This is a genomic window from Ruegeria sp. BE3 (genome assembly GCF_056538865.1).
This window is the reverse complement of sequence record NZ_JBQFTW010000002.1, coordinates 177781-198378: the sequence shown is the minus strand read 5'-3', so window position 1 is coordinate 198378 and position 20598 is coordinate 177781. Positions and strand designations below refer to the sequence as shown.

Annotated in this window: 19 protein-coding genes and 2 pseudogenes; 8 read left to right on the top strand and 13 right to left on the bottom strand. The window is 55.2% G+C overall.

Annotated features, from left to right (window positions below):
• Nucleotides 1-301: 301 nt before the first annotated feature.
• Nucleotides 302-1315, bottom strand: a complete 1014-nt coding sequence (locus ACR0AZ_RS08350; protein WP_480471022.1) for an AraC family transcriptional regulator — start codon at nucleotides 1313-1315, stop codon at nucleotides 302-304.
• A gap of 112 nt (nucleotides 1316-1427) precedes the next feature.
• Between ACR0AZ_RS08350 and ACR0AZ_RS08345 the strand changes: the two genes are divergently transcribed.
• Genes ACR0AZ_RS08345 through ACR0AZ_RS08330 form a run of 4 tightly spaced genes read left to right on the top strand, consistent with a single transcriptional unit; the run spans nucleotide 1428 to nucleotide 6757 of the window.
• The gene (locus tag ACR0AZ_RS08345; protein WP_480667205.1) at nucleotides 1428-3191 is read left to right on the top strand and encodes an acyl-CoA dehydrogenase family protein; all 1764 of its coding nucleotides are present in this window, start codon (nucleotides 1428-1430) and stop codon (nucleotides 3189-3191) included.
• Between the two features lie 21 nt (nucleotides 3192-3212).
• Complete coding sequence (gene dmdD / locus ACR0AZ_RS08340; RefSeq protein ID WP_480471024.1) at nucleotides 3213-4022, top strand: methylthioacryloyl-CoA hydratase; 810 nt, start codon at nucleotides 3213-3215, stop codon at nucleotides 4020-4022.
• Nucleotides 4023-4038: 16 nt separating this feature from the next.
• On the top strand, nucleotides 4039-5652 hold the full coding sequence (locus ACR0AZ_RS08335; protein WP_480667204.1) for an AMP-binding protein: 1614 nt from the start codon (nucleotides 4039-4041) through the stop codon (nucleotides 5650-5652).
• A 1-nt stretch (nucleotide 5653) separates the two neighbouring features.
• Nucleotides 5654-6757, top strand: coding sequence for a dimethylsulfoniopropionate demethylase (locus ACR0AZ_RS08330; protein WP_480667203.1), 1104 nt, complete (start codon nucleotides 5654-5656; stop codon nucleotides 6755-6757).
• A 241-nt stretch (nucleotides 6758-6998) separates the two neighbouring features.
• On the opposite strand, the gene ACR0AZ_RS08325 is transcribed toward ACR0AZ_RS08330, so the two are convergent.
• Nucleotides 6999-7211, bottom strand: coding sequence for a hypothetical protein (locus tag ACR0AZ_RS08325; RefSeq protein WP_480471027.1), 213 nt, complete (start codon nucleotides 7209-7211; stop codon nucleotides 6999-7001).
• A 297-nt stretch (nucleotides 7212-7508) separates the two neighbouring features.
• Between ACR0AZ_RS08325 and ACR0AZ_RS08320 the strand changes: the two genes are divergently transcribed.
• Nucleotides 7509-7781 (top strand): winged helix-turn-helix transcriptional regulator, encoded by a 273-nt coding sequence (locus tag ACR0AZ_RS08320; RefSeq protein ID WP_480471028.1) that lies wholly within the window; start codon nucleotides 7509-7511, stop codon nucleotides 7779-7781.
• A gap of 128 nt (nucleotides 7782-7909) precedes the next feature.
• Nucleotides 7910-9973, top strand: a complete 2064-nt coding sequence (locus tag ACR0AZ_RS08315; RefSeq protein WP_480667202.1) for an adenylate/guanylate cyclase domain-containing protein — start codon at nucleotides 7910-7912, stop codon at nucleotides 9971-9973.
• Nucleotides 9974-10286: 313 nt separating this feature from the next.
• Here ACR0AZ_RS08315 and ACR0AZ_RS08310 read toward each other — a convergent pair whose 3' ends face one another.
• The 7 genes and pseudogenes from ACR0AZ_RS08310 to ACR0AZ_RS08280 all read right to left on the bottom strand — a co-directional run bounded on the left by ACR0AZ_RS08310 (nucleotide 10287) and on the right by ACR0AZ_RS08280 (nucleotide 15252).
• Entirely contained in the window at nucleotides 10287-10463 is a 177-nt protein-coding gene (locus ACR0AZ_RS08310; RefSeq protein WP_480471030.1) for a luciferase domain-containing protein, read from the bottom strand.
• 26 nt (nucleotides 10464-10489) lie between these two features.
• Nucleotides 10490-11397: pseudogene (locus ACR0AZ_RS08305) on the bottom strand (tripartite tricarboxylate transporter permease); the annotation flags it as partial.
• 159 nt (nucleotides 11398-11556) lie between these two features.
• Complete coding sequence (locus ACR0AZ_RS08300; protein ID WP_480471031.1) at nucleotides 11557-12201, bottom strand: CDP-alcohol phosphatidyltransferase family protein; 645 nt, start codon at nucleotides 12199-12201, stop codon at nucleotides 11557-11559.
• Nucleotides 12194-12562: a hypothetical protein gene (locus ACR0AZ_RS08295; protein WP_480471032.1), complete on the bottom strand. Its 369-nt coding sequence runs from the start codon at nucleotides 12560-12562 to the stop codon at nucleotides 12194-12196. The genes ACR0AZ_RS08300 and ACR0AZ_RS08295 overlap by 8 nt, the downstream gene beginning before the upstream one ends.
• On the bottom strand, nucleotides 12559-13506 hold the full coding sequence (locus ACR0AZ_RS08290) for a phosphatidate cytidylyltransferase (RefSeq protein ID WP_480471033.1): 948 nt from the start codon (nucleotides 13504-13506) through the stop codon (nucleotides 12559-12561). The genes ACR0AZ_RS08295 and ACR0AZ_RS08290 overlap by 4 nt, the downstream gene beginning before the upstream one ends.
• Entirely contained in the window at nucleotides 13503-14147 is a 645-nt protein-coding gene (locus ACR0AZ_RS08285; protein WP_480667201.1) for a lysophospholipid acyltransferase family protein, read from the bottom strand. Before ACR0AZ_RS08285 ends, ACR0AZ_RS08290 begins: the two co-directional genes overlap by 4 nt.
• Nucleotides 14148-14403: 256 nt before the next feature.
• Nucleotides 14404-15252 carry an alpha/beta fold hydrolase gene (locus ACR0AZ_RS08280; RefSeq protein WP_480667200.1) on the bottom strand — a complete coding sequence of 283 codons (849 nt, stop codon included), beginning with the start codon at nucleotides 15250-15252 and terminating at the stop codon, nucleotides 14404-14406.
• A 93-nt stretch (nucleotides 15253-15345) separates the two neighbouring features.
• Here ACR0AZ_RS08280 and ACR0AZ_RS08275 point away from each other — a divergent pair, with 93 nt between their 5' ends.
• Together ACR0AZ_RS08275 and ACR0AZ_RS08270 are read left to right on the top strand one after the other, a co-directional pair.
• Nucleotides 15346-16221, top strand: coding sequence for a LysR family transcriptional regulator (locus tag ACR0AZ_RS08275; RefSeq protein ID WP_480471035.1), 876 nt, complete (start codon nucleotides 15346-15348; stop codon nucleotides 16219-16221).
• Nucleotides 16222-16368: 147 nt separating this feature from the next.
• Nucleotides 16369-16665, top strand: a pseudogene (locus ACR0AZ_RS08270) (transposase family protein); the annotation flags it as partial.
• A 99-nt stretch (nucleotides 16666-16764) separates the two neighbouring features.
• On the opposite strand, the gene ACR0AZ_RS08265 reads toward ACR0AZ_RS08270, so the two are convergent.
• The 4 genes from ACR0AZ_RS08265 to ACR0AZ_RS08250 form a co-directional block, all read right to left on the bottom strand.
• Entirely contained in the window at nucleotides 16765-17682 is a 918-nt protein-coding gene (locus ACR0AZ_RS08265) for a hypothetical protein (RefSeq protein ID WP_480471036.1), read from the bottom strand.
• 9 nt (nucleotides 17683-17691) lie between these two features.
• Nucleotides 17692-19005, bottom strand: coding sequence for a TRAP transporter large permease (locus tag ACR0AZ_RS08260; protein WP_480471037.1), 1314 nt, complete (start codon nucleotides 19003-19005; stop codon nucleotides 17692-17694).
• Nucleotides 19006-19016: 11 nt separating this feature from the next.
• Nucleotides 19017-19550: a TRAP transporter small permease gene (locus tag ACR0AZ_RS08255; RefSeq protein ID WP_480471038.1), complete on the bottom strand. Its 534-nt coding sequence runs from the start codon at nucleotides 19548-19550 to the stop codon at nucleotides 19017-19019.
• A 66-nt stretch (nucleotides 19551-19616) separates the two neighbouring features.
• Nucleotides 19617-20594 (bottom strand): TRAP transporter substrate-binding protein, encoded by a 978-nt coding sequence (locus ACR0AZ_RS08250; protein WP_480471039.1) that lies wholly within the window; start codon nucleotides 20592-20594, stop codon nucleotides 19617-19619.
• Nucleotides 20595-20598: the final 4 nt, after the last annotated feature.

Here is a 20598-nt window from a genome sequence, read left to right as displayed (position 1 = left end):
TATTCTTTTGAATCAGCCGCGAGCACCTGGATTGTAATCCCAGAGGATGCACGGCATAGAACCTCTAATGACTTCATCAGAACTAACGAACTGTCAGCACAAATGCCGCTTTGGGCAATGGGGTGGCCCCTACGATAGCCGAACCATGTTCTCATTTGAGCGTAGTTTCTGAAACCTACCAAAATTCGCGCTAGTGGATTTACATGCAGGAGAACCGGTGCATCTTCTACTGCATTCAAGACATAGATTAGAGTACGGGTCCGGATCATTCGTTAAGAGACTTCTTGACCGAGTCTCGAACTCACATCCGGTATGACCCCGGTGTCCGGTTTGTCCATTTTCGGAAAGCCCTGTGGAAGTTCGCCGGAGCCGAGAAGCCAGTGTCAAACGCGATTTGATCTATACTGTCCGTGCTTTGCTGAAGTGCCCGTATCGCAATGTCGCGGCGTAGGGCGTCTTTTATGTCCTGAAAGGACGTTCCTTCGTTTTTTAAGCGTCTGTTCAACGTCCGAGGCGTTATTTTTAGAGCGCGGGCCGCATCCGGAAGCTGGCAAGCCTGCCATGTCGCTCCGTAAAGAAAGGCTCGAACGCGCAGGCTGTAAGTATGGGCGCGCGAGCCGGTAAAGATCCAATCCAGCGGCGCACGCTGGAGAAATACGGATGCCTCGGCGGGACTGCGGGTGATCGGGCGGGTGAATTGGCGTGAGTCGAAGCGAATACTGGTTTGTGGGGCGTCGAACTCGACGGGGCATGGAAAGACGACCGAATAGTCCGCGGCAAACTCCGGACGGGCGAAGGCAAAGCAAACCGTTTGCACCGGCGTTTCTGATCCGCTGAGCCAGGATAGCAGCCCATGCGCAAGTTTCAGAATCAGCATGTGGCCGAACCGTTGCGGCTGGGTTTCAACCAAGTAAGGCACCAAAGTCAGCGCCACCTCGTCTGATTTGCTGTGTAGGTCAAAATAGAAGTCATCCAGGAGCAGGTTCCAGAACGTCGAGAACCGATAGAGAGCCGAGGTCAGGCTGCCTGCGCCGCGCTGCACCGTCACAAGATGCTGCAATGCTCGGGGCCGGATCGGGCGGCTCCAGAGCCCCATCATTTCGTCCCCGGTCTCGGGCGCGGCAAGCTGATAAAGCCGGGCGATCTCATTCAGCGTGACACGTTGAGTTGGTGCCATTGGGCGGGCTTGAAGGCCTGAGCGTTCCAGCAGAGAAGCCATCTCTTCCGGGGTGCAACGAGACCCAAGTGCATCCAGCCAATCCTGAATAAATGCAGCTGATACGGTCGTCAGAGAGATAGGGTCCTGGCTGGTCATAGAGATCTCTGTTTGGCGTGATCGGATAGCATTTTGGCAAAATATGAGCTTATCGGCAATCTCTTCAGCAGATAGATGACGCGAAACCATAGTTGCCGCCAGGGAGCCTAGGATGTCCTATCAGCCGCCCGTCCAGGATTTGATGTTTTGTATCGAACACCTGTCTCATTGGGAGCAGGTGTCATCGTTGGCGGCGTATTCAGACTACGACCTGTCTGATATTGCTGCCGTGCTGGAAGGCTATGCCGGGTTCTGCGGTGAACAGATTGCGCCATTGTCGCATATCGGCGACACGCTGGGTGCCCGGTTCGACAACGGGCGCGTGACGATGCCTGAAGGTGACGCGCATGCCTATGCTCAGTTCGTCGAAATGGGCTGGCAGGCACTGACTCACCCGGTGGATTATGGCGGCATGGGACTGCCGCGAACTGTTGGCGCGGCGGCGGTAGAGATGCTGAATGCCGCCGACATGAGCTTTGGCCTTTGCCCGTTGCTGACCGATGGGGCCATTGAGGCGCTACTGCTGACTGGCTCGGACGAACAGAAAGCCACATATCTTGAGCCGCTGATCGCAGGACGCTGGTCCGGCACGATGAACCTGACGGAACCACAAGCGGGCAGCGATCTTGGCCGCGTGGCGACCAAAGCGGTGCAACGCGCGGATGGCAGCTATGGCATATCTGGCACCAAGATTTTCATTACATATGGCGCTCATGATCTGACCGAGAACATCATCCATTTGGTGTTGGCGCGTATTCCTGATGCACCCGCCGGGCCAAAAGGGCTGAGCCTGTTCATCGTGCCGCAGAAGCTTGTGGAAGCGGATGGCGCGGTAGGGGCCGAGAACACGGTCAACTGCGTGAGCATTGAACACAAGCTAGGTGTCCGCGCCAGCCCGACGGCGATGCTGGAATATAAGGACGCCACGGGGTTCCTGATCGGCGAGGAAAATCGCGGGTTGGAATACATGTTCATCATGATGAACGCGGCGCGGTTTTCCGTTGGGGTGCAAGGCATTGCGACCGCTGATCGTGCCTATCAGCGCGCGCTGACCTATGCGCGCGAACGGGTACAAAGCCGTCCGGTGAACGGTCAGGTCAAGGACGCTGTCCCAATCATCGAGCACCCGGATGTGCGTCGCATGCTCATGCGGATGCGCAGCCTGACCGAAGGTGGGCGGGCTATGGCGGCGGCAACCGCGGGCTTGTTGGACCTTGCACATCATCAGAGTGATCCCCAGTTGACCGCTCTGGCCGAATTCATGGTTCCGCTGGTTAAGGGTTTCTGCTCGGAACGCGCGGTCGAGGTCGCTTCGCTGGGTGTGCAAATTCATGGCGGCATGGGCTTTATCGAGGAAACCGGTGCCGCGCAGCACTATCGGGATGCTCGCATTCTACCCATTTACGAGGGCACTACCGCAATTCAGGCGAATGACCTTCTGGGGCGCAAGGTGATGCGCGACGGTGGTGAAACCGCCCGTCTTTTCGCTGCCCGAATTGCAGAGTCCGAGGCGAAACTGGCGTATGGAGATGCCACTGCACAAGCTATCGGGGCAAGCCTGACGCAAGCGCGAGGCGCGTTCGAGATCGCCTTGGATTGGTTGTTGGAAAGCAGCCGAAAGGATGTCGACGCGGCCTTTGCCGGCTCTGTCCCCTTCCTGATGTTGGCAGGTACGCTCGCGGCCGGATGGAAGCTGGCGAAGGGGGCATTGGCTGCTCAAGCCGCGCTGGACACCGGACAGGATGCGCAGTTCATGAACCAGAAAATCGCTACTGCCCTCTTCTTTGCCCAGCACGTCTTGCCCGAGTGCACTACCGAACACACCCGCATCATGTACGGCTCGCGAAGCCTGCTTGATGCGGCCTTCCCCGAATAATTCCTTGAAGGGACCTGACCCATGAATGATGTCGTGAACCCCGACACTTACGAAAACCTCGCGATTTCAGAGCGTGAGAACGGCCTGTTTGTCGTGACATTGAACCGCCCTTCAAAGCGCAACGCGCTGGATGTGGCCACCATCGAGGAACTGATACGCTTTTTCAGCGGTGCCCGCATAGCCGGTGTTAGAGCTGTGGTTTTGGCCGGTGAAGGCAACCATTTCTGCGCAGGCCTTGATCTGGTCGAACATTGGAAAGCCGACCGTAGCCCGGATGACTTCATGCATGTTTGTCTGCGCTGGCATGAGGCTTTCAACAAGATGGAATATGGCGGTGTGCCAATCATTGCTGCACTCAAAGGTGCGGTTGTTGGCGGAGGACTGGAACTTGCCAGCGCGGCACATATCCGGGTGATCGATCCGGGCACCTATTTCGCTCTGCCCGAAGGACAGCGCGGGATTTTCACCGGCGGCGGAGCGACCATCAGAGTTTCAGACATGATCGGCAAGTACCGCATGATCGACATGATCCTGACGGGCCGCGTCTATCAGGGGCAAGAGGCCGTCGATCTGGGATTGGCACAATACATCACCGAAGATGGCGGCAGCATGGCCAAGGCGATGGAGCTTGCAGAACAAATTGCGCAGAACTTGCCGCTGACCAACTTTGCCATCTGCTCTGCGATCAGCCACTTGAACAACATGTCCGGCATGGATGCAGCTTATGCAGAGGCCGTGGTTGGCGGAGTGGTCAATACCCAACCTGCGGCTCGTGCGCGCCTGGAAGCCTTTGCAAACAAAACCGCCGCCCGCGTGCGGCCTAACAGCTAAATCAGGCGGAACCGGGATGCGTCACCATTTCGAGGCTCTTCAGAAGACGCGGGCAAACCATGTGCCTTTGTCACCGATATCCTTTCTACGCCGCGCCGAAAACCTGCACGGCGCGCGCACAGCGGTGATCTATGGTGACACTCAGCGAACATGGGCCGAAACTGCAACCCGCATTCGTGCTGTGGCCGGTGGGCTCGTCGAACTTGGCGTGCAGAATGGCGATACCGTTTCAGTGCTGAGCCCGAATATACCGGAACTCTTCGAGTTGCACTTTGCACTGCCGCTGACGGGCGGGGTCCTCAACACGCTGAACACGCGGCTGGAATCGGAAACCATCGCCTACATTCTGGATCACGCGGACACGAAACTGGTAATCGTGGATCAGGAGCTTGTACCGCTTTTGTCCAAAGCTTTTGATCTTCTCGGTCGATCTTTGCCAGTGGTCGAGATTGTCGATCCTGCCGTTGTGGGTGAGAGCCTTGGTGGTCAAACCTACGATGCGTTGACCGAAGCCTCACCGTTACCAATAGAACTGCCCGATGACGAATGGGATGCCATTGCGTTGAATTACACGTCCGGTACATCCGGTCGCCCGAAAGGTGTCGTCTATCACCATCGCGGGGCCTATCTGATGGCGCTCGGAACCGGGACTGCCTGGCAGATGCCGACTTACCCTGTCTATCTGTCAGTGGTACCGATGTTCCACTGTAATGGTTGGGGTCACCCGTGGTTGATGGCCATGCTTGGCGCAACTGTCGTGTTTACTCGTGTTCCGGCGGCAGACCGCATTCTGGACGCGATCCGTACCCATGGCGTGACTCATTTCGGCGCAGCACCAATCGTGTTGCAATTGCTAGCCGAAGCCGAGAGCGGCACGCCCCCCTTCGATCCTGTGATCCGCGTTTTGACGGCAGGCGCACCGCCGCCGCCTTCGGTTCTCGAAAAGACCCGCGCAATGGGTTTTGACGTCATGCAGGTCTACGGCCTGACGGAGACCTATGGGCATATCTCACAGTGCCTCTGGCAGGAGGAGTGGGATGATCTCAGTTCCGCTGAGCAAGCCGAGTTGCAGGCGCAGCAAGGCATCGCCTTTCCGATGGTCGAAGAGGTTACGGTGATCGACCGTAACAACGGCACACCCGTAGCGCGTGACGGCAATACACAAGGCGAAATCGCCATTCGGAGCAACACGGTGATGGCCGGGTATTACAAAGACGCCGAGGCCACGGCGAAAGCCTTCGAGGACGGCTGGTTTTGGTCCGGCGACGGCGCGGTCTTACACCCAAACGGCTACATCCAGATCCGCGACCGCCTGAAAGACGTGATCATCTCGGGCGGCGAGAACATATCATCCGTTGAGGTCGAAGCTGTACTGTATCGTCATGAAGCGGTTCAGGCCGCAGCCGTAGTTGCGATGCCCCACGAGAAATGGGGCGAAGTCCCCTGCGCGTTTGTCGAATTGCGCGAAGGTGCTGAGACAACATCTGATGAGATCATAACCTTCTGCCGGAACCATCTGGCCGGGTTCAAGGCCCCCAAAGCCGTCGTCTTCGAAACTCTTCCCAAAACCTCCACTGGCAAAATCCAGAAGTTCCAGCTTCGGGATCGCGCCAAATCAATGGACCTTTGAAATGCGTCTGCTGTCCCAATCCCGCCGCCTGCGCCAGACCCCTTTTTCCGAGGGCGTCGAAGACAAGGGCGTTACCGCTTACACCGTCTACAACCGGATGCTGCTGCCTACGGTTTTTGAGAGCGTCGAGGCGGATTACCGGCATCTCAAATCTCACGTTCAGGTCTGGGATGTGTCCTGCGAACGGCAGATCGAACTGAATGGCCCGGATGCGGGCCGCCTGATGCGACGGTTGACCCCTCGCAATCTTGAGAAAATGCAGGAAGACCAGTGTTACTACGTGCCGATTGTCGACGAAAATGGCGGCATGCTGAATGATCCGGTCGCGATCAAACACAGCGAGGATCGCTGGTGGATCTCAATCGCCGACAGCGATCTGCTTTTGTGGATTAAGGGTTTGGCCGTCGGTGCAGGTATGGATGTGCGGGTGTTCGAACCTGACGTCTCGCCACTGGCCGTTCAAGGACCAAAGTCGGATGACCTGATGGCGCGGGTCTTTGGAGACGAGGTTCGGGATATCCGCTTCTTCCGTTACAAACGATTGGCGTTTCAGGACACGTACTTTGTGGTCGCGCGCTCTGGTTACTCAAAACAGGGCGGCCATGAAATCTATGTCGAAAACGGTGCCTACGGTATGCCACTGTGGAATGCTCTTTTCGAAGCCGGAGCTGATCTGAATGTTCGCCCGGGATGTCCAAACCTGATCGAAAGGATCGAAGGCGGGCTACTAAGCTATGGCAACGACATGACAATGGAAAACTCGCCATTGGAATGCGGTTTGGGAAAGTTCTGCAAACTCGGAGAGGGAAGCGACCACATCGGCATGCATGCGCTGGCTCGCGAGGCCGAAACTGGCCCGGCCCGACAGATCCGCGCGATTTCCATTCCCGGTGATCCCGTGCCTCCTGCTCGTTCGGCTTGGCCTTTGTTCAAAGACGGAAAACGGGTCGGTCAAATCACGTCCGCTGCCTGGTCACCTGACTTTAGCACAAACGTCGCAATTGGCATGGTTGATACACAGCATTGGGACGCAGGCACGCTGCTAGAGGTACGAACCCCAAATGGCGACCGACCAGCCGAAGTGCGGGCTGCGTTCTGGATATAGCCAAAGCCATGGCGACGTAAGAGGCAACGATCTGCTGTCCTCAGGAAACAAGGATGAATAGGTGCCCCGCGGTACTGTGCGCAGAAGCCACAGTGCTGCGGGAACCCCTACAGTGCCTGTAAGGGCGCGCATAACACTACATTCCTTTCACTGATTTCATTCAGGAAAATCGAGTGTGCTCGCCCATTACCTTGCGCGGTATTCGCGCATAAGTTCGCAGGGTCAAATTGTTAGTATCCAGTCATTCGTCGCGTGGCACATCAAATACTACAGGCGCGACGAAGTGAGGCAGCGCGACGTTCTGGGGATCGGCGAAGTGCCGAACCCACTCCCGTAATCCCTTACGTGTTTCACGCTGGTATGTTTCAATGGCCTCCAAGATGCTCGAAAAGCTCGGTATGCCTACCGCCTGATTGCGGCATAGCGCGGCGGCTACAATCGCCATCAACTGCATTCAAACCTCGACGGGCTCACCTCGTGGGAGTAGACGAATATGGTCATGACTATCCAAGCCTTGTGATCTGCCATGTGTTCTGGTGCAGAAGCTTTGTTTTCTCCGAGTTTCAGTAGGATGACGTGTATGTTAACCGCTTTCTGATGTCTTGTTGAAGTGTTGATTTAGCCAGATTTTGCACCACTACATTAATTTATAAAGTAGGCAGATTTCCCTAGTAACAGTGGAAACTGGAGAATTTTAGTGGATAGCCCGTAAAAGAATGGCGACCCGTGTTCCTTACCAATCATCTTCACGATGATCGGTGGAAGGTGGAAACTCTCGATTTTGAAGGAGCTGATATTCCACGGAACAAAGAGGTTCGGTGAGTGGCGCCTTGATATTGATGGCATCTCCCAAACGATGCTCACGAGCCAACTCCGCGCGCTTGAACCAGATGGATTAGTGGAGCGTGAGGTCTTTGCAGAGATACCGCTTCGCGTTGAGTTTAGTGCAACAAAAGACGGATTGGCGCTCAAATCAAAGTTCGAAGAAATGCACGCATGGTGGCTGAGCCGAAATCGGCACTGATAGCAGCACATCGGGAACCAGAAACTGGAATTTTAAATTTGCCACCTCACTAGAACACCCGCCGTTTGTGCAGAACGCAGCATCTGTGAAAATGGACTCAGTATTGCCGTTCTCTGCGGCAAGTATAATTGGCCGGTCGCAACCCCAAGCGAGCATTCAATGAACAACTGCACGTCGTTGTCAGGCACAGGTTCGCTGCTGACGGTCTTAAAAAGACTGAACAATCGCTTTCTTCAAATTATATGGTCGGCTTGCGCGTCTGGCTTAGTTGTAATTTTGTGTTTAGCGTGTTTCCCACTGTGGGAGTTCAGTCTTTGGAAAGACGTCTAGCAGCGATACTTGCCGCCGATGTGGTTGGCTATAGTCGTCTTATTCGAAATGACGAGGCCAGTGTGCTTGCAAGGGTCAAAGCCCATCGCGAGCAGTTTTTTGAACCAGTTGTCGCTTCACGACATGGGCGCATCGTTAAATTGATGGGCGACGGTTTGCTCCTTGAGTTTGCAAGCGCGGTTGAGGCCGTTCGATGTGCGGTGGACATGCAGCACTATATAGGGGTCGCTAACTCGGACCTGCCGCAAGATTCGCAGGTGCGATACCGGATCGGCATCAATGTTGGCGACATCGTCGTAGATCAGGATGACATTTATGGGGATGGTGTAAATGTCGCCGCACGCATTGAAAGCCTGGCTGTCCCGGATGGCATTTACATGTCGGCTAGTGTTTTCGAACAGGTACATACCCAGCTCGATCTCACCATCGAAGATTTGGGAATGCGAGAGGTTAAGAACATCCCCGACCCCGTTCACGTGTACAGCCTTACAATGGATGACAAGGCGAAAACCATCGTTTCTCCTGTCGTACCACTTGCGAATAAGCCAACAAAAACTCGCTTGGTCATGGTAAGTTGTACCGCAATTATCCTGGCGTTAGTAGCCGCTGCATGGCTGCAACCTTGGTCCGCGGTGCTGACTCCGGACACGGATGAACAAGCTGCGACCCTGTCTGGCAAACCCTCCATCGCGGTCATGGCGTTCGACAATCTCAACAACGACCCGAGCCAAGATTACCTGAGCGACGGACTGAGTGAGAACATCTTGACCGCCTTGTCCCGTTTTTCAGACTTTTTAGTGGTCGCCCGAAACTCGACGTTTTCATATAAGGACACTCCGGCAGATATACAGAAAGTGTCAGAGGAATTGGGTGTTCGCTACATCGTTGAGGGGAGCGTTCAAATTGCAGGTGAGCGCTTGCGCGTGACGTCCCAACTCATTGATGCGACGACGAGCCAGAATATCTGGGCAGACAGCTATGATCGAGACCTACAGGACATTTTTTCAGTACAAGATGAGATAACCCGAACGATAGCTTCGCTTCTCTCCACAAATATCGATCTGGCGGAGTACAGCCGCCTTAAGCATCAGCCTACTGATAGTCTTGGCGCTTACGAATTGCGCAAACGCGCGCAGGAAGAGTGGTTTACCTTCACAAAAGAAGGAAACATCAGGGCAGAAGAGCTTAGCGCAAAAGCAATTGCTCTTGATCCGAACTACGCCGGGGCGTATGTCGAAAACGCTTGGGCACATATAAACGGGTATCGTTGGGGATGGACCATCTCTTTGACGCGCGAGGAGTCGCTGGCGCGCGCATTTGAGATGGCGCGGAAAGCTATTGAATTGGAACCCTTCAATTTCAAGGGTCATTGGGTCTTAGCCAATGCAACAACTCAGAGCGGTAATCTTGAGCGGGCAGCTTCGCTTTATGACAAAGCTATTTCCCTGAATCCAAATTCGGCATCTGTGCTGGCAGATTCCATCGATCCGCTCGTCTATGACGGCAAGGCACCTGAGGCCGTTGAGCGCATGAAACTGGCGATTCGGCTGAATCCACATCACCAAGACTGGTATCTTTGGAATCTGGGTTGGGCTCAGTACTTCGCTGAGAAGTATGAAGATGCAAGGGTTTCAATTGAACAGATGAACGAAATACCAGACGGCTTGAAGCGCACCTACGCGCCAGTTCTTTTGCGTCTTGGTCTTCCCAGTGATGCGCAAGCCGTTATCGATGAATTTCTAACGGCCAATCCCGAATTCACCATCCAAGAGGCAATGAACGCGCCATTCAAGAGTGAGGCGTATCTCAATCGATGGGTAGAAGATCTGCGAAAACTGGGTGTGCCTGATACTAAAGAATGAACGGATTTTCGAGTTTCGCTTTGTAGGTGCTGTCACCAGACACAGCCACCGGCGACAATCGCGACAAACTTAAATCCTGCGTTCCACGGCTGTGGCCTGATAGTTTTTTCAGCCCGAAGCGGACCTTCGACGCTGAGCTTTGCAAATTCAACTTCGCGGGACAGGAGCTACCATTGATGCGAAAGGCTTGAACGTATCGAGCGCTTCGCCATGGCAAAAATGTAAGAAAGAAATTGACCGCGAGAAACAAGGTGGCTGAAACTGATCTCTGACAGAAAGCAGGCATCCCTGCACTCTATTGGGCAACACGTGCTTAACTCAAAGAGTTGCCGGTGATGAAGGTGTACGAACTTTCTACCAGATCGATGGCGACATCCAGCTCTTCTGATGAGGTCGGAGTATAGATCATGACAAAGCCGCTCCATCCGGGGCGTTGGTCGGCCCAAGGGTGTGCTACTGCCCAGCCAACCTCAATTGCTCTTCGCGCCATTGCTGGGTCGAGCGAGGCGTCCAATCTGCCATCAAGGTGCATACAGCGGCAGCCTCTGTGGGAGTGAAGATACCACCATAGATATCGCCCGGAATGATCACGATCAGGAACAGTCCCCAACCGGCCTCGCGGCCCGACTGGAACACTTCGTCCCAGCCTTTCTATTCGCCCTTTGGTAGGTTCTCGATCTTAGCGATCAGATAGATCGTGACCATCAGCATCAGACTGGCCAACACAGCCCCGGAATGACACCTGCAAGGAACATTCGGCCCACAGACACCTCGACTGAGGCGGCATAGACCACCATCACGATGTAGGGTGTGATCAGGATGCCCAGCGTCAGCAGCGGCGCCATCGACGGTCCCGACACAGCGTTGTTGGCAGCCTCGGGCGCCGCTACTCCTTCAAGCGCCCCCTGACCCCACTTTTCGGCATTCTTTGCACGGCGTTTGCCTTCTCCATAAGAGATAAACGCTGCGATGGCTGATCCAAGCCCTGGCAAAACACCGATACCCACACCAATGAACCCACCACGCAATGCATGCGGAAGACAAGGTTTGTATTCCTCCCAGGTCAGACTGTTTCCGTCCGCTGCACGTTCGTTCTCTTGGGTGTTGCCGGTGGTTTTGCGCCGGGTTTCCAACTGGTTAAAGACCTCGCCCAACACGAAGACGCCAATCATCAGCGGTACCAAGCCAATGCCATTGGACAGATCGAACGACCCGAACGTATAGCGCTCCTCGCTCGAAATCGAGTCCAGACCGACCATGGCGATCAGGATGCCCATCAGTGCCGAAGCCAGACCCTTGACGATGGAATTGCCGATGACCGAACCGATAACGACAAAAGCGGCAAAATAAATGGCGAACGTTTCAGGCGGGCCGAGTTTCAGAGCAATGGCTGCAATGAAGCCGACCCCAATGACCAAGAGGATAACTGACCTTGAAGAGAGCCAGGGGATATTACAGCCGCAGCTCGCGTTTCCGACATTCGCTGCATTCACGAATTTCCACCAAATAGCACGTAATCTAGCAGGTCGATTCTCGTTGTAACAATAGAGCCAAAGTATGTTGCGGGAATTTCGAATCTCTCTCTATTCGGTTCCGTTCGATGCGGACCTTAAGATCGCGATTATGCTAAAGCTCCGGCGAAGTACCGTGACCGCCGAACCCAGAACAATGATCCACAAGGCGATGTACAGAACGGGCCATCCTAATATCACGGGGACGAAGATCGAAAGGATTGCAGCCGCAGTCGCGACCGCCATGCGCTGTGGCTTGGCCATGGGACCCCTGAAATCGGCACTTTGCCCCTGAGCCTTGCCCAGCTCGCGCACATAAGCTGTTCCGATCGCGAATGCAGCGGCGGCCCAACCAAGAGTGGGGTGCCCTGTTCCCAATCCAAGTCCGATCAGAATAAATGCATCCGCCACCCGGTCCGGCGCTTCGTTCCAGAACGGCCCATCAGCCGCGCCGCGCCCACCTTCAATCGCAACCATTCCGTCAAAGAGGTTGCAAAGCAACCGAAACTGACAGCCAAGCGCCGCGCCAAGAAGACAGATCGCCGTCAAGAAACCGTCTGTTACACCTGACAGCCAGAACGCCAAACCTGCCAGAGCCGCAAACACCATGGAGAACTGTGAGATACGGTTGGGCGACACGCCACGTTCCGCCAGTGCCCGGGCAACGCGCGCGGCAAGTTTTGTATCACGACTGGCAATTGGGCGACGTTCAGACATGGCGGCTCAGGGCAAGTGTGTAGAAGAACGCATAAAGCGTCGAAATGGTGAGTGGAACTGAAATCGTCGCCAGCAATGCAGGTGTGCCGGCGAAAGTGTGTATCGCCGTCAGAAAAACAAGAGAGATCATAAAGGCGGCGAGAGGTGGGAGAGCCAACCGGAACACTCCAGTCGTGCGATGAAAGATGCTCTCAATAATCCGCTTCAGAAAGAGTGTGATGGTGGCGGTCAAAATCCCCTGAACCAGACCAGCGAGCAATGGTGCAGGCATCTCGTGTGCGCGATTGGCAAAAGCGGCCCATCCTCCCATCAGCAAAAACCCTCCAAGTCCATGAACGGCCTTGTTTTGAAGAAGGCTCATACGGTCGACCAGAAGTAACGCACGACGTGAAAGAAGATTGGCGCCGAGAATACAACCGAATCGAGCCGGTCTATGATGCCGCCATGGCCGGCAATCAGGTGCCCCCAATCTTTGACGCCCTTGTCGCGTTTGATGGCCGACATCACAAGGCCACCAAAAAAACCCATGACGGTAATCAGCAGCGAAACTAGAAAGGCCTGCCAAAGAGTAAATGGTGTCATCCACCAAAGAAGGGCGCCGAGCATGCTGGATGACAAAACGCCGCCAAGGAAACCCTCCCAGGTCTTTGCTGGCGACAAGACCGGTGCGATCTTGCGGCGCCCAAACAGCTTGCCGAAAACATACTGCAGAACATCCGATCCCTGGACGACCACCACCAGGAAGGCGATCAAAAGGATTGATTTGCCCTCGTAGCCGGGGATTTGAAGTGTAAGCAGCGCTGGGACGTGACTGGCCGCGAACACACAGATCATCAGCCCCCATTGGGTTTCCGAAACGCGGGTAAGGAAATTGTCTGTCTCGCCCCGAAGCGCAGAAATGATCGGTAGGAACAAGAAGGCGTAGACTGGTATGAATATCGAATAGAGGCCGTACCAGTCGATCCAGACCAGATAGTACTGAAACGGCAAGACAACGAAAAACGCGACGGCAAGAGAATAGTGATCGGCACGGGATTTGGCGGTCAGTGTCAGGAATTCGCGCATTGCGGCAAAGGACAGAAATCCAAACAGGATTACCGCGCCTGCACGTCCGAAGAACATTGCAATTGCCAAAAGCACCACCATGGCCCACCAGGCATTTATTCGCGCTACCAGGTTCTCGATGACAGGATTGGTGTCATCGGGCCCGACGCGTTTCTTCAAGATGGAGGCCACCAAAGATGCTAGGATCAATACGCAAAGTACGCCGCCCAAAAGCAGGATGAATTCATAGGGCGCGCTCATGCGTCGTCTCCACTGTTTTTTAGGGCGACAAGAGCGGCATGGCTTCGCTTCAAAAACATGTCCTTACTCTCGTCTGTTTGCAGCCGCAGCGCTCCGCCAAAACGCACAGTACAGATCAGCGGGATCGGGAAAATCTCGCCTTTAGGCATCACCTGATTGAGGTTTTCGATCCATACCGGAACCAAATCGACATCGGGACGTTTTGTAGCCAAATGAAAGAGACCGGTTTTAAAGGGCAAAAGTGGCTCGTCACTCATGTTGCGGGTGCCTTCTGGGAACAGGATCAATGAGTTGCCGTCGTCCAATGCTTCAACCATTTGGGTGATCGGATCGTCCGTGCGGGTCTCAGGATTTCGGTCAATCAGCACCGCATTGAACACGTCGCGGCCGATAAAGGACTTCAGATTTGACGTCAGCCAATAGTCACTTCCCGCCACTGGCCGGGTCCGGCGACGGACAGACGGCGGCAGAACGGCCCAGATCAAAACGAAATCGCCATTGCTGGTGTGGTTTGCAAAATACACACGTTTGGATTGGACAGGTTCCACACCATCCCATATCGCCCGAACCGCAGTCACCAGTCGTGCAAACATCACTATTGCGTTGGCCGTTACGTTGGTGAAAAACAAGTTGGCGTTCATGCTTGGCCCTTTTGATGCTGACGTGTGCCCCAAGACTGGCAATTTCCCTCCAGAAGTAAAGGCGATGCGCTGAAGTGCTGTTAGCTCGCTGAGCGGTCCAGAGCCGCCGTTGATCGGTGGGCTTCGTCGCAGCGGCTAGCCCATCAAAGGAGACACTCGCTGCGCGAGCGAAGCTGGAAGACGGATGGTGGCCCGACAAGCGGACGAAGCTACCGTCCACTCTCATTTGTGGAACGGCAGCATTATTTCTTCTACGTCACGAATTCCGACCGAGAAAGTCGACTAGTAACGTTGAGACTTTTTCGGGCTGATCCTCCATCGAGAAGTGACCGCAGTTTTCCAACACATGCAGCTCTGTACCGGGTATTGCCGCATGCAATCTGTTCGCCCAGTCAACGACCTGCCACGCATCATCTGCCCCCCAAATGAGTTGCACCGGCTTTTGCCCAAGCTCGGCATATCGCGGTGCTATCTCGTCAGTATGCTTGGGCTCATAATGCATCACTTGATGCTGGAAGAAACTACCTTGTCCGACCGGGCCGCAGATGAAGTCGAGGTAAGTCTCCATCGACGTTTCTGCCGAACGTTCCTTGTTCTGGACCGTCGAGTAGAGCCAATCTCGGAAGTGTTCGCGGTGGTCCGCGTCACTCGCATTGATCAGCTTATCGAGCCCTGCCTGCATCTGTTTATGTGTGCGCTTGGAAGGCCAACTATCGAAGCTGACTACGTCGATCATGGTCAGGCTTCGCATCCGTTCGGGGGACCGAATACCAAATCTCTGTGCGACGCCGCCGCCTATGTCGTGCGCGACAATGTGGGCGTCATCGAGCTCCCATGCCTCCAGCAGTCCCTCAAGGATCGGCACCTGACCTGTAACGGATGTGTCGACGCTTGTGTTTTGCGGGCGCTCAGACAACCCGTAACCGAGCATGTCATACACGTGAACCTTGTAGCCGGACTCAACCAACGTCGGGAGGATGTTGCGCCAGATATAGGAAGAGGAAGGCGTGCCGTGGAGAAGAACCACGGGGGCTCCGTGTCCATGCACGCCGTGAGTAATGCGTGTGCCGTTGATGAGAACATCTTGATCAACAAGGTGGGCCATGAGGGAAACTCCATTTTCTACTTTTCCCAGCCTTAGCCCTTTGCTAATCAATACATCAAATGAATGATTGTCATAACATGATCGAATTTTCGAATGACTGAGCGCCTCGATATCGAAGGCCTGCGTGCTTTGGTTGCAATTTCTGCCCACGGTGGCGTTACGCGCGCCGCTGAACATCTGGCGTTGTCGCAACCTGCGGTGAGTCATAAAATCAAGCGGCTTGAAACAGTGTTGGATTGTGAACTGTTGGCACGACGTGCCGGTGGGCCATTGTTCACGGAGGCTGGGAAGCGCTTGTTAGAATATGCGCGGCGGATGATGGATTTGCATGACGAAGCTCTGGCCGCACTGGGCAAGAAACCTCTGGCTGGCATCATTCGTTTGGGAATGACCGAAGACACGACTGGTGGAGACGTGGCACGTATTCTCGGGCGGTTCACGCGCTTGCATCCCGATACCAAGGTAAACACTAGGATAGGTCAGAGCCTAACTTTGTCGGATTGGTTGTCAGCGGGCGAAATCGATATCGCAGTCATTCAGGTTTTGAGAGACGAGGTTCGCCGCGACGACATTGTGCTCTACGAGGATCGGCTGCATTGGATCAAGTCACATGACCTACCGTTGAAACCGGACGCACCTGTGCCGTTCCTCGCCTTCGATGAGAACTGTTTTTACAAGCATTGGGCGCAATCACACGGCACCGTAATGGGGCACCAGTTCGATGCTGTTCTCGAATGCCCGAGCGTCTCTGGCATTCTTGCGGCAACGCGCGCAGGGCTTGGCGTAGCACTGATGAACGGCCTCCATTTGTCTTCAGACCTAGAGGTTATGGAAGGCATCTTTCCTGAGCCTCCGGCGATTGCCTACGTCGCAAGATCTATTCCTAAGAGCCGAAGTGACACTGCTCTCGCACTGCTCAACGAAATCGCGGCGGAGGTTGGAAGACCTACTTCGTTGCGCGTTGCCTAATCTTAACTGCAGAACTTCACGCAAGACGCAGCATTGCGCGTTTTGGGCTCTCTGCTGCCGAAATCCAGCGCAGCATGCAGCCCGGCCAAGCCTTTTACCAAGAGCGGACCTTGGTCGGTAAAAAGGCGGCTGTGTCCGCTCGACCTCGGCTTTGATCGGGTTATGGACGACAACCTGCCGGAGCCGTTCGTGCAGCTAGCCGATAAAGATTTCGATGCCGACCGCATTCGCGCCGAACTGCACAGCCGGAGCATTTGACCGGTGATCCCAATGCGAAAGTCCCGAAAGAGGCGCGTTGGGTTGGATTGGCCTCTCTACCGGCTGAGAAACCTGGTCGAGAGATGCTTTAACAAACTGAAGAATGCGCGGCGTGTGGCAACTCGCTATAACGAGACAGCCGAAAGCTTCCTTGGCTTCGTAGATATCACCTCGATCCGCCTCTGAATCCGCTATTTGTCAGCATGACATAAGCTCTTAATATCACTTATTAACCAGCCGCTCTGTTAAGCTAAAGCAAATATCTATGGAACACACGTAGGTCGATCACCCGGAATACATCCGGCGCATGACCAAAGGCGTCAGGTACATCGGTATCTGATACGCGCCAATGAACACCATGATCGGCGCGGTGACCTCGGGTGGCAAAGCGACAAAGAACAGCGCGATGTTGCGATTGCCCGCGATCAGCGACACCGCAGTCGCCTCCGCCGACGCCCAGCGCTTGCGAGTCAGTTGGAAGGTGGCAATCTGCGCGCCAAAATTCATCAGACAGGCGAAAGCGATCCAGAACACGGCCAGCCACGGATCAATCAGAGCCGCCGCGCTGACCGATGGCATCAATCCTATAACAAACACGGCCAAGGTGATCGTGGCACCGCCCTCAAGCTGCAGTAGTGTTGCTTTAGATGGGCGCGGCAACATTTTCTGACGCAGCAAGACGGCGACAAGTGTAACGCCAGAAATCGTAAGAAACAGGCGAAATACAGCTTTCAGGACTTCCCCAATATCTCCAAGCTCGGGCATCAGCCAGAAGATCGGCAGAGCGGTAAAAGGTAGCAAAGCCGTCCCAACCACGACCAGGCGCATTGCGTGCTCAGCGGGATATCCCATCATCATGCAGAGGTTCGGGCTGCCCGAGATCGAAGGTGCCGCAGTCATGATCAGCAGAGACAGAACGACCGCCGTACCCGTCCATCCACCTGCAAATCCGATTGAGACAACGATCAGCGGCGTAAGAACCTGAAAACCGATCACCGCTATCAGGACCCGACCCAGATCGGTCAGAGATCCCAAGATGGCCACTGGCTCCATCCGTAGAATGGTCAAGAACAGCAACAGGACCACAAGCGGCGGCAATAGTGGGCGCATCGGCTCGGCCAGAGCTGGCAGCAGTAACCCCGCAGCCAGCCCCAGGACCAGAACATAGGGGCCGTTGCGCGCCGCCCAGAGCAGCGGGTTCACTGCGCTGCCCTACCCGCCCGGGGTCCCTCGCAGGTTCTCGGGCAGCCATGTGGCGAGTTCAGGGAACCAGATCAGGAGGAAGACCATCAGCACCATGATCAGGAACATCGGAATCGCAGCGCGGGCGATGTAGCTCATTTCATGATTAGTCATCCCCTGCATCACAAACAGGTTGAAGCCAATCGGCGGTGTGATCTGCGCCATTTCGACGACGACCACGATAAAGATGCCAAACCAGATCAGATCAATTCCGGCGTCGCGGATCATTGGCTCGACCACCGCCATGGTCAGCACGACGGAAGAAATACCGTCAAGAAAGCAACCCAGAATGATGTAGAATACCAACAAAACCATCAGCAGCTCGAATCGGGTCAACTCCCAACCTGCGATCAAGTCCGCCAGACCACGAGGCAGGCCAGTGAAACCCATCGAAAGCGACAGGAAGGCCGCGCCTGCAAGGATCAGCGCGATCATCGCGCTGGTGCGCGTGGCACCCATTAAGCTCTCGGTGAAGGTCTTCCAGTTGAGCGACCCCTGCCCTGCGGCCAGCAGCAACCCCCCGATCACGCCGAACGCTGCAGCCTCCGTCGCAGTGGCATAGCCCAGATACATCGAGCCGATGACCACCACGATCAGCAGGATTACAGGGAGCAGAAAACGCGAGTTCTTAATCTTTTCGGAGAAGGACAGCTTACCCTCTTGGTTCGGATTCCAGTCTTTGCCCAGCTTCGAGTAAATTGCGACATACCCCATGAACATCGCAGCGAGCACGAGGCCCGGCAGAATGCCCGCAAAGAACAGCTTGGTGATCGATTCATTGATCGTCACGCCATAGACGATCAACGTCAGCGATGGCGGGATCATCAGGCCCAGCGTCGCCGCTCCGGTCAAAGTCCCGATAATCATCCGCTCGGGGTAGTTGCGCCTGCGCAACTCCGGGATCGACATCTTACCGACGGTGGTCAATGTGGCCGCAGACGAGCCCGAGACGGCTGCAAATACGGTGCAGCCGACGATGTTCGTATGCACCAGCCCTCCGGGAAGCGGAGCCATCCATGGCGACAAGCCTTTAAACATGTCCTCGGATAATCGCGTTCGATAGAGAATTTCACCCATCCAGATGAACATGGGCAGCGCCGTCAGGGTCCAGGACGAAGACGCAGACCAGATGGTGGTGATCATCACGTCGCCCACGGGGCGGGTCGTGAACAACTCCATCCCGACCCAGGCAACGCCCATCAGGGCCAGTCCGACCCAAATACCGGTGCCCAGAAGCGTAAAGAGAACAAAGAGAAAGAGGATGATGACAGACAGGTTTTCCATGCTCTTATTCCCTATTCCCCGTGGCTCTGATCAGCCAGATCGCGGACGATGCGGTGATCACCCTTGAAGACGACGTGGATGAGGTGATCGGTCAGAGCGATAGCGAGGATCACGGCGCCAATCAGCATAGTGGATTGCGGAATCCAAAGGGCGGTTTTGTCCTGCCCTTGGCTGATATCGTTGAACTTCCAGCTCCAGTAGACAAAGCGGTAGGCGTACCAGCAAAAATACCACATGACGGCAGAGCCGACGGCAAAACACCAGATTTCCAGGATGCGACGCACACCTTCCGGAACTGCGTTCAGCAGGATCGATACGCGGATGTGACTGCCCCGGTTTAGCGCATTGGCAAAGGCAAGGAACGAGGCAGCGGCCATTGCATACCCGGCATAGTCAGGCGCGCCGGGAAAAACCTCTCCGGTCCAACGGGCCAGCATCTGCACGACAATCAGCAGCAAAATGGCAATCAGGCTGAGCGCCGCCATAACCCCTGCTGCAAGATAGATGAAATCCAGTACGGACCGAAGCCCTCGCAATACCGCCATACCGTCCCCGTTTGTTATGATTGAATGAATCGCGGGCGGCGAATAATACACCGCCCGCAAGCGCGGTTATTGCGATGAATTGAAGGTGTCGACGATGGCCTTGCCTTCGTCTCCGGCAGCTTCCAGCCATTCATTGGTCATGGTGACGCCGATCTCTTTCAATTCCTGAACCATCTGATCAGATGCCGGACCAACAGTCATACCGCCATCCCGCAGGCCTTGCAGGGTGAAGCCGGTATATTCCTTGGCACGCCAGTTTCCGGCATATTCGGCCAGTTCGGCACAAGCCTTGATGACGTTCTTGTTCGCGTCGGAAACTCCGGACCAGACATCAGAATTCACCATTACGTAGTTGCGGGGCAACCAGGCGTCGACTTCGTAGAAATAATTCAGGCTTTCCCAGACTTTACGGTCGTAGCCCGTGGAACCAGACGACACCATTGCATCAGCGACACCGGTTGCGAATGCCTGGCTGATCTCAGCCGCTTCGACGGTCACCGGCAGCATACCCGTCAACTCGGCCAGCCTTGAGGTGGCATTATTGTAGGACCGGAACTTGATACCTTCCATTTCGGCAACCGAGTTGACTTCGTTCTTGAAGTACAGTCCCTGCGGTGGCCAAGGAACAGCATAAAGCAGCGTCAGGTTCTGTTCGGCCAGCAGGCTCTCGATCGACGGCTTCGCCGCTTCCCAAAGCTTGGCACTGTCGTCAAACGAGGTGGCCAGGAACGGGATCGAATCAAAGCCGAACAACGCGTTTTCGTTTTGGTGCCCCGAAAGCAAACGCTCACCAATCGGCGCCTGCCCGGTCTGGATTGCACGTTTGATGTCAGCACCTTTGAACAGTGATCCTGACGGGTGCGTGACGATCTCGATCTCGCCACCTGTACCTGTGGTTACACATTTGGCGAATTCCGCACCGGTGGCCGAGTGGAAATTGGAAGCCGAATAAGCCATCGGCATGTCCCATTTCTCGGCCAGCGCGGGCGCTGCGGAGGCGGCGGTCAGAGCGGTTGCTGCTAGAAGGTTTGTCAGTTTTTTCATCATA

Coding starts and splice junctions, on each gene's coding strand:
- ACR0AZ_RS08350 (WP_480471022.1), bottom strand. CDS start 1,315: ATGACCAGCCAGGACCCTATCTCTCTGACGACCGTATCAGCTGCATTT.
- ACR0AZ_RS08345 (WP_480667205.1), top strand. CDS start 1,428: ATGTCCTATCAGCCGCCCGTCCAGGATTTGATGTTTTGTATCGAACAC.
- dmdD (WP_480471024.1), top strand. CDS start 3,213: ATGAATGATGTCGTGAACCCCGACACTTACGAAAACCTCGCGATTTCA.
- ACR0AZ_RS08335 (WP_480667204.1), top strand. CDS start 4,039: ATGCGTCACCATTTCGAGGCTCTTCAGAAGACGCGGGCAAACCATGTG.
- ACR0AZ_RS08330 (WP_480667203.1), top strand. CDS start 5,654: ATGCGTCTGCTGTCCCAATCCCGCCGCCTGCGCCAGACCCCTTTTTCC.
- ACR0AZ_RS08325 (WP_480471027.1), bottom strand. CDS start 7,211: ATGCAGTTGATGGCGATTGTAGCCGCCGCGCTATGCCGCAATCAGGCG.
- ACR0AZ_RS08320 (WP_480471028.1), top strand. CDS start 7,509: ATGATCGGTGGAAGGTGGAAACTCTCGATTTTGAAGGAGCTGATATTC.
- ACR0AZ_RS08310 (WP_480471030.1), bottom strand. CDS start 10,463: ATGGCGCGAAGAGCAATTGAGGTTGGCTGGGCAGTAGCACACCCTTGG.
- ACR0AZ_RS08300 (WP_480471031.1), bottom strand. CDS start 12,201: ATGTCTGAACGTCGCCCAATTGCCAGTCGTGATACAAAACTTGCCGCG.
- ACR0AZ_RS08295 (WP_480471032.1), bottom strand. CDS start 12,562: ATGAGCCTTCTTCAAAACAAGGCCGTTCATGGACTTGGAGGGTTTTTG.
- ACR0AZ_RS08290 (WP_480471033.1), bottom strand. CDS start 13,506: ATGAGCGCGCCCTATGAATTCATCCTGCTTTTGGGCGGCGTACTTTGC.
- ACR0AZ_RS08285 (WP_480667201.1), bottom strand. CDS start 14,147: ATGAACGCCAACTTGTTTTTCACCAACGTAACGGCCAACGCAATAGTG.
- ACR0AZ_RS08280 (WP_480667200.1), bottom strand. CDS start 15,252: ATGGCCCACCTTGTTGATCAAGATGTTCTCATCAACGGCACACGCATT.
- ACR0AZ_RS08275 (WP_480471035.1), top strand. CDS start 15,346: ATGACTGAGCGCCTCGATATCGAAGGCCTGCGTGCTTTGGTTGCAATT.
- ACR0AZ_RS08260 (WP_480471037.1), bottom strand. CDS start 19,005: ATGGAAAACCTGTCTGTCATCATCCTCTTTCTCTTTGTTCTCTTTACG.
- ACR0AZ_RS08255 (WP_480471038.1), bottom strand. CDS start 19,550: ATGGCGGTATTGCGAGGGCTTCGGTCCGTACTGGATTTCATCTATCTT.
- ACR0AZ_RS08250 (WP_480471039.1), bottom strand. CDS start 20,594: ATGAAAAAACTGACAAACCTTCTAGCAGCAACCGCTCTGACCGCCGCC.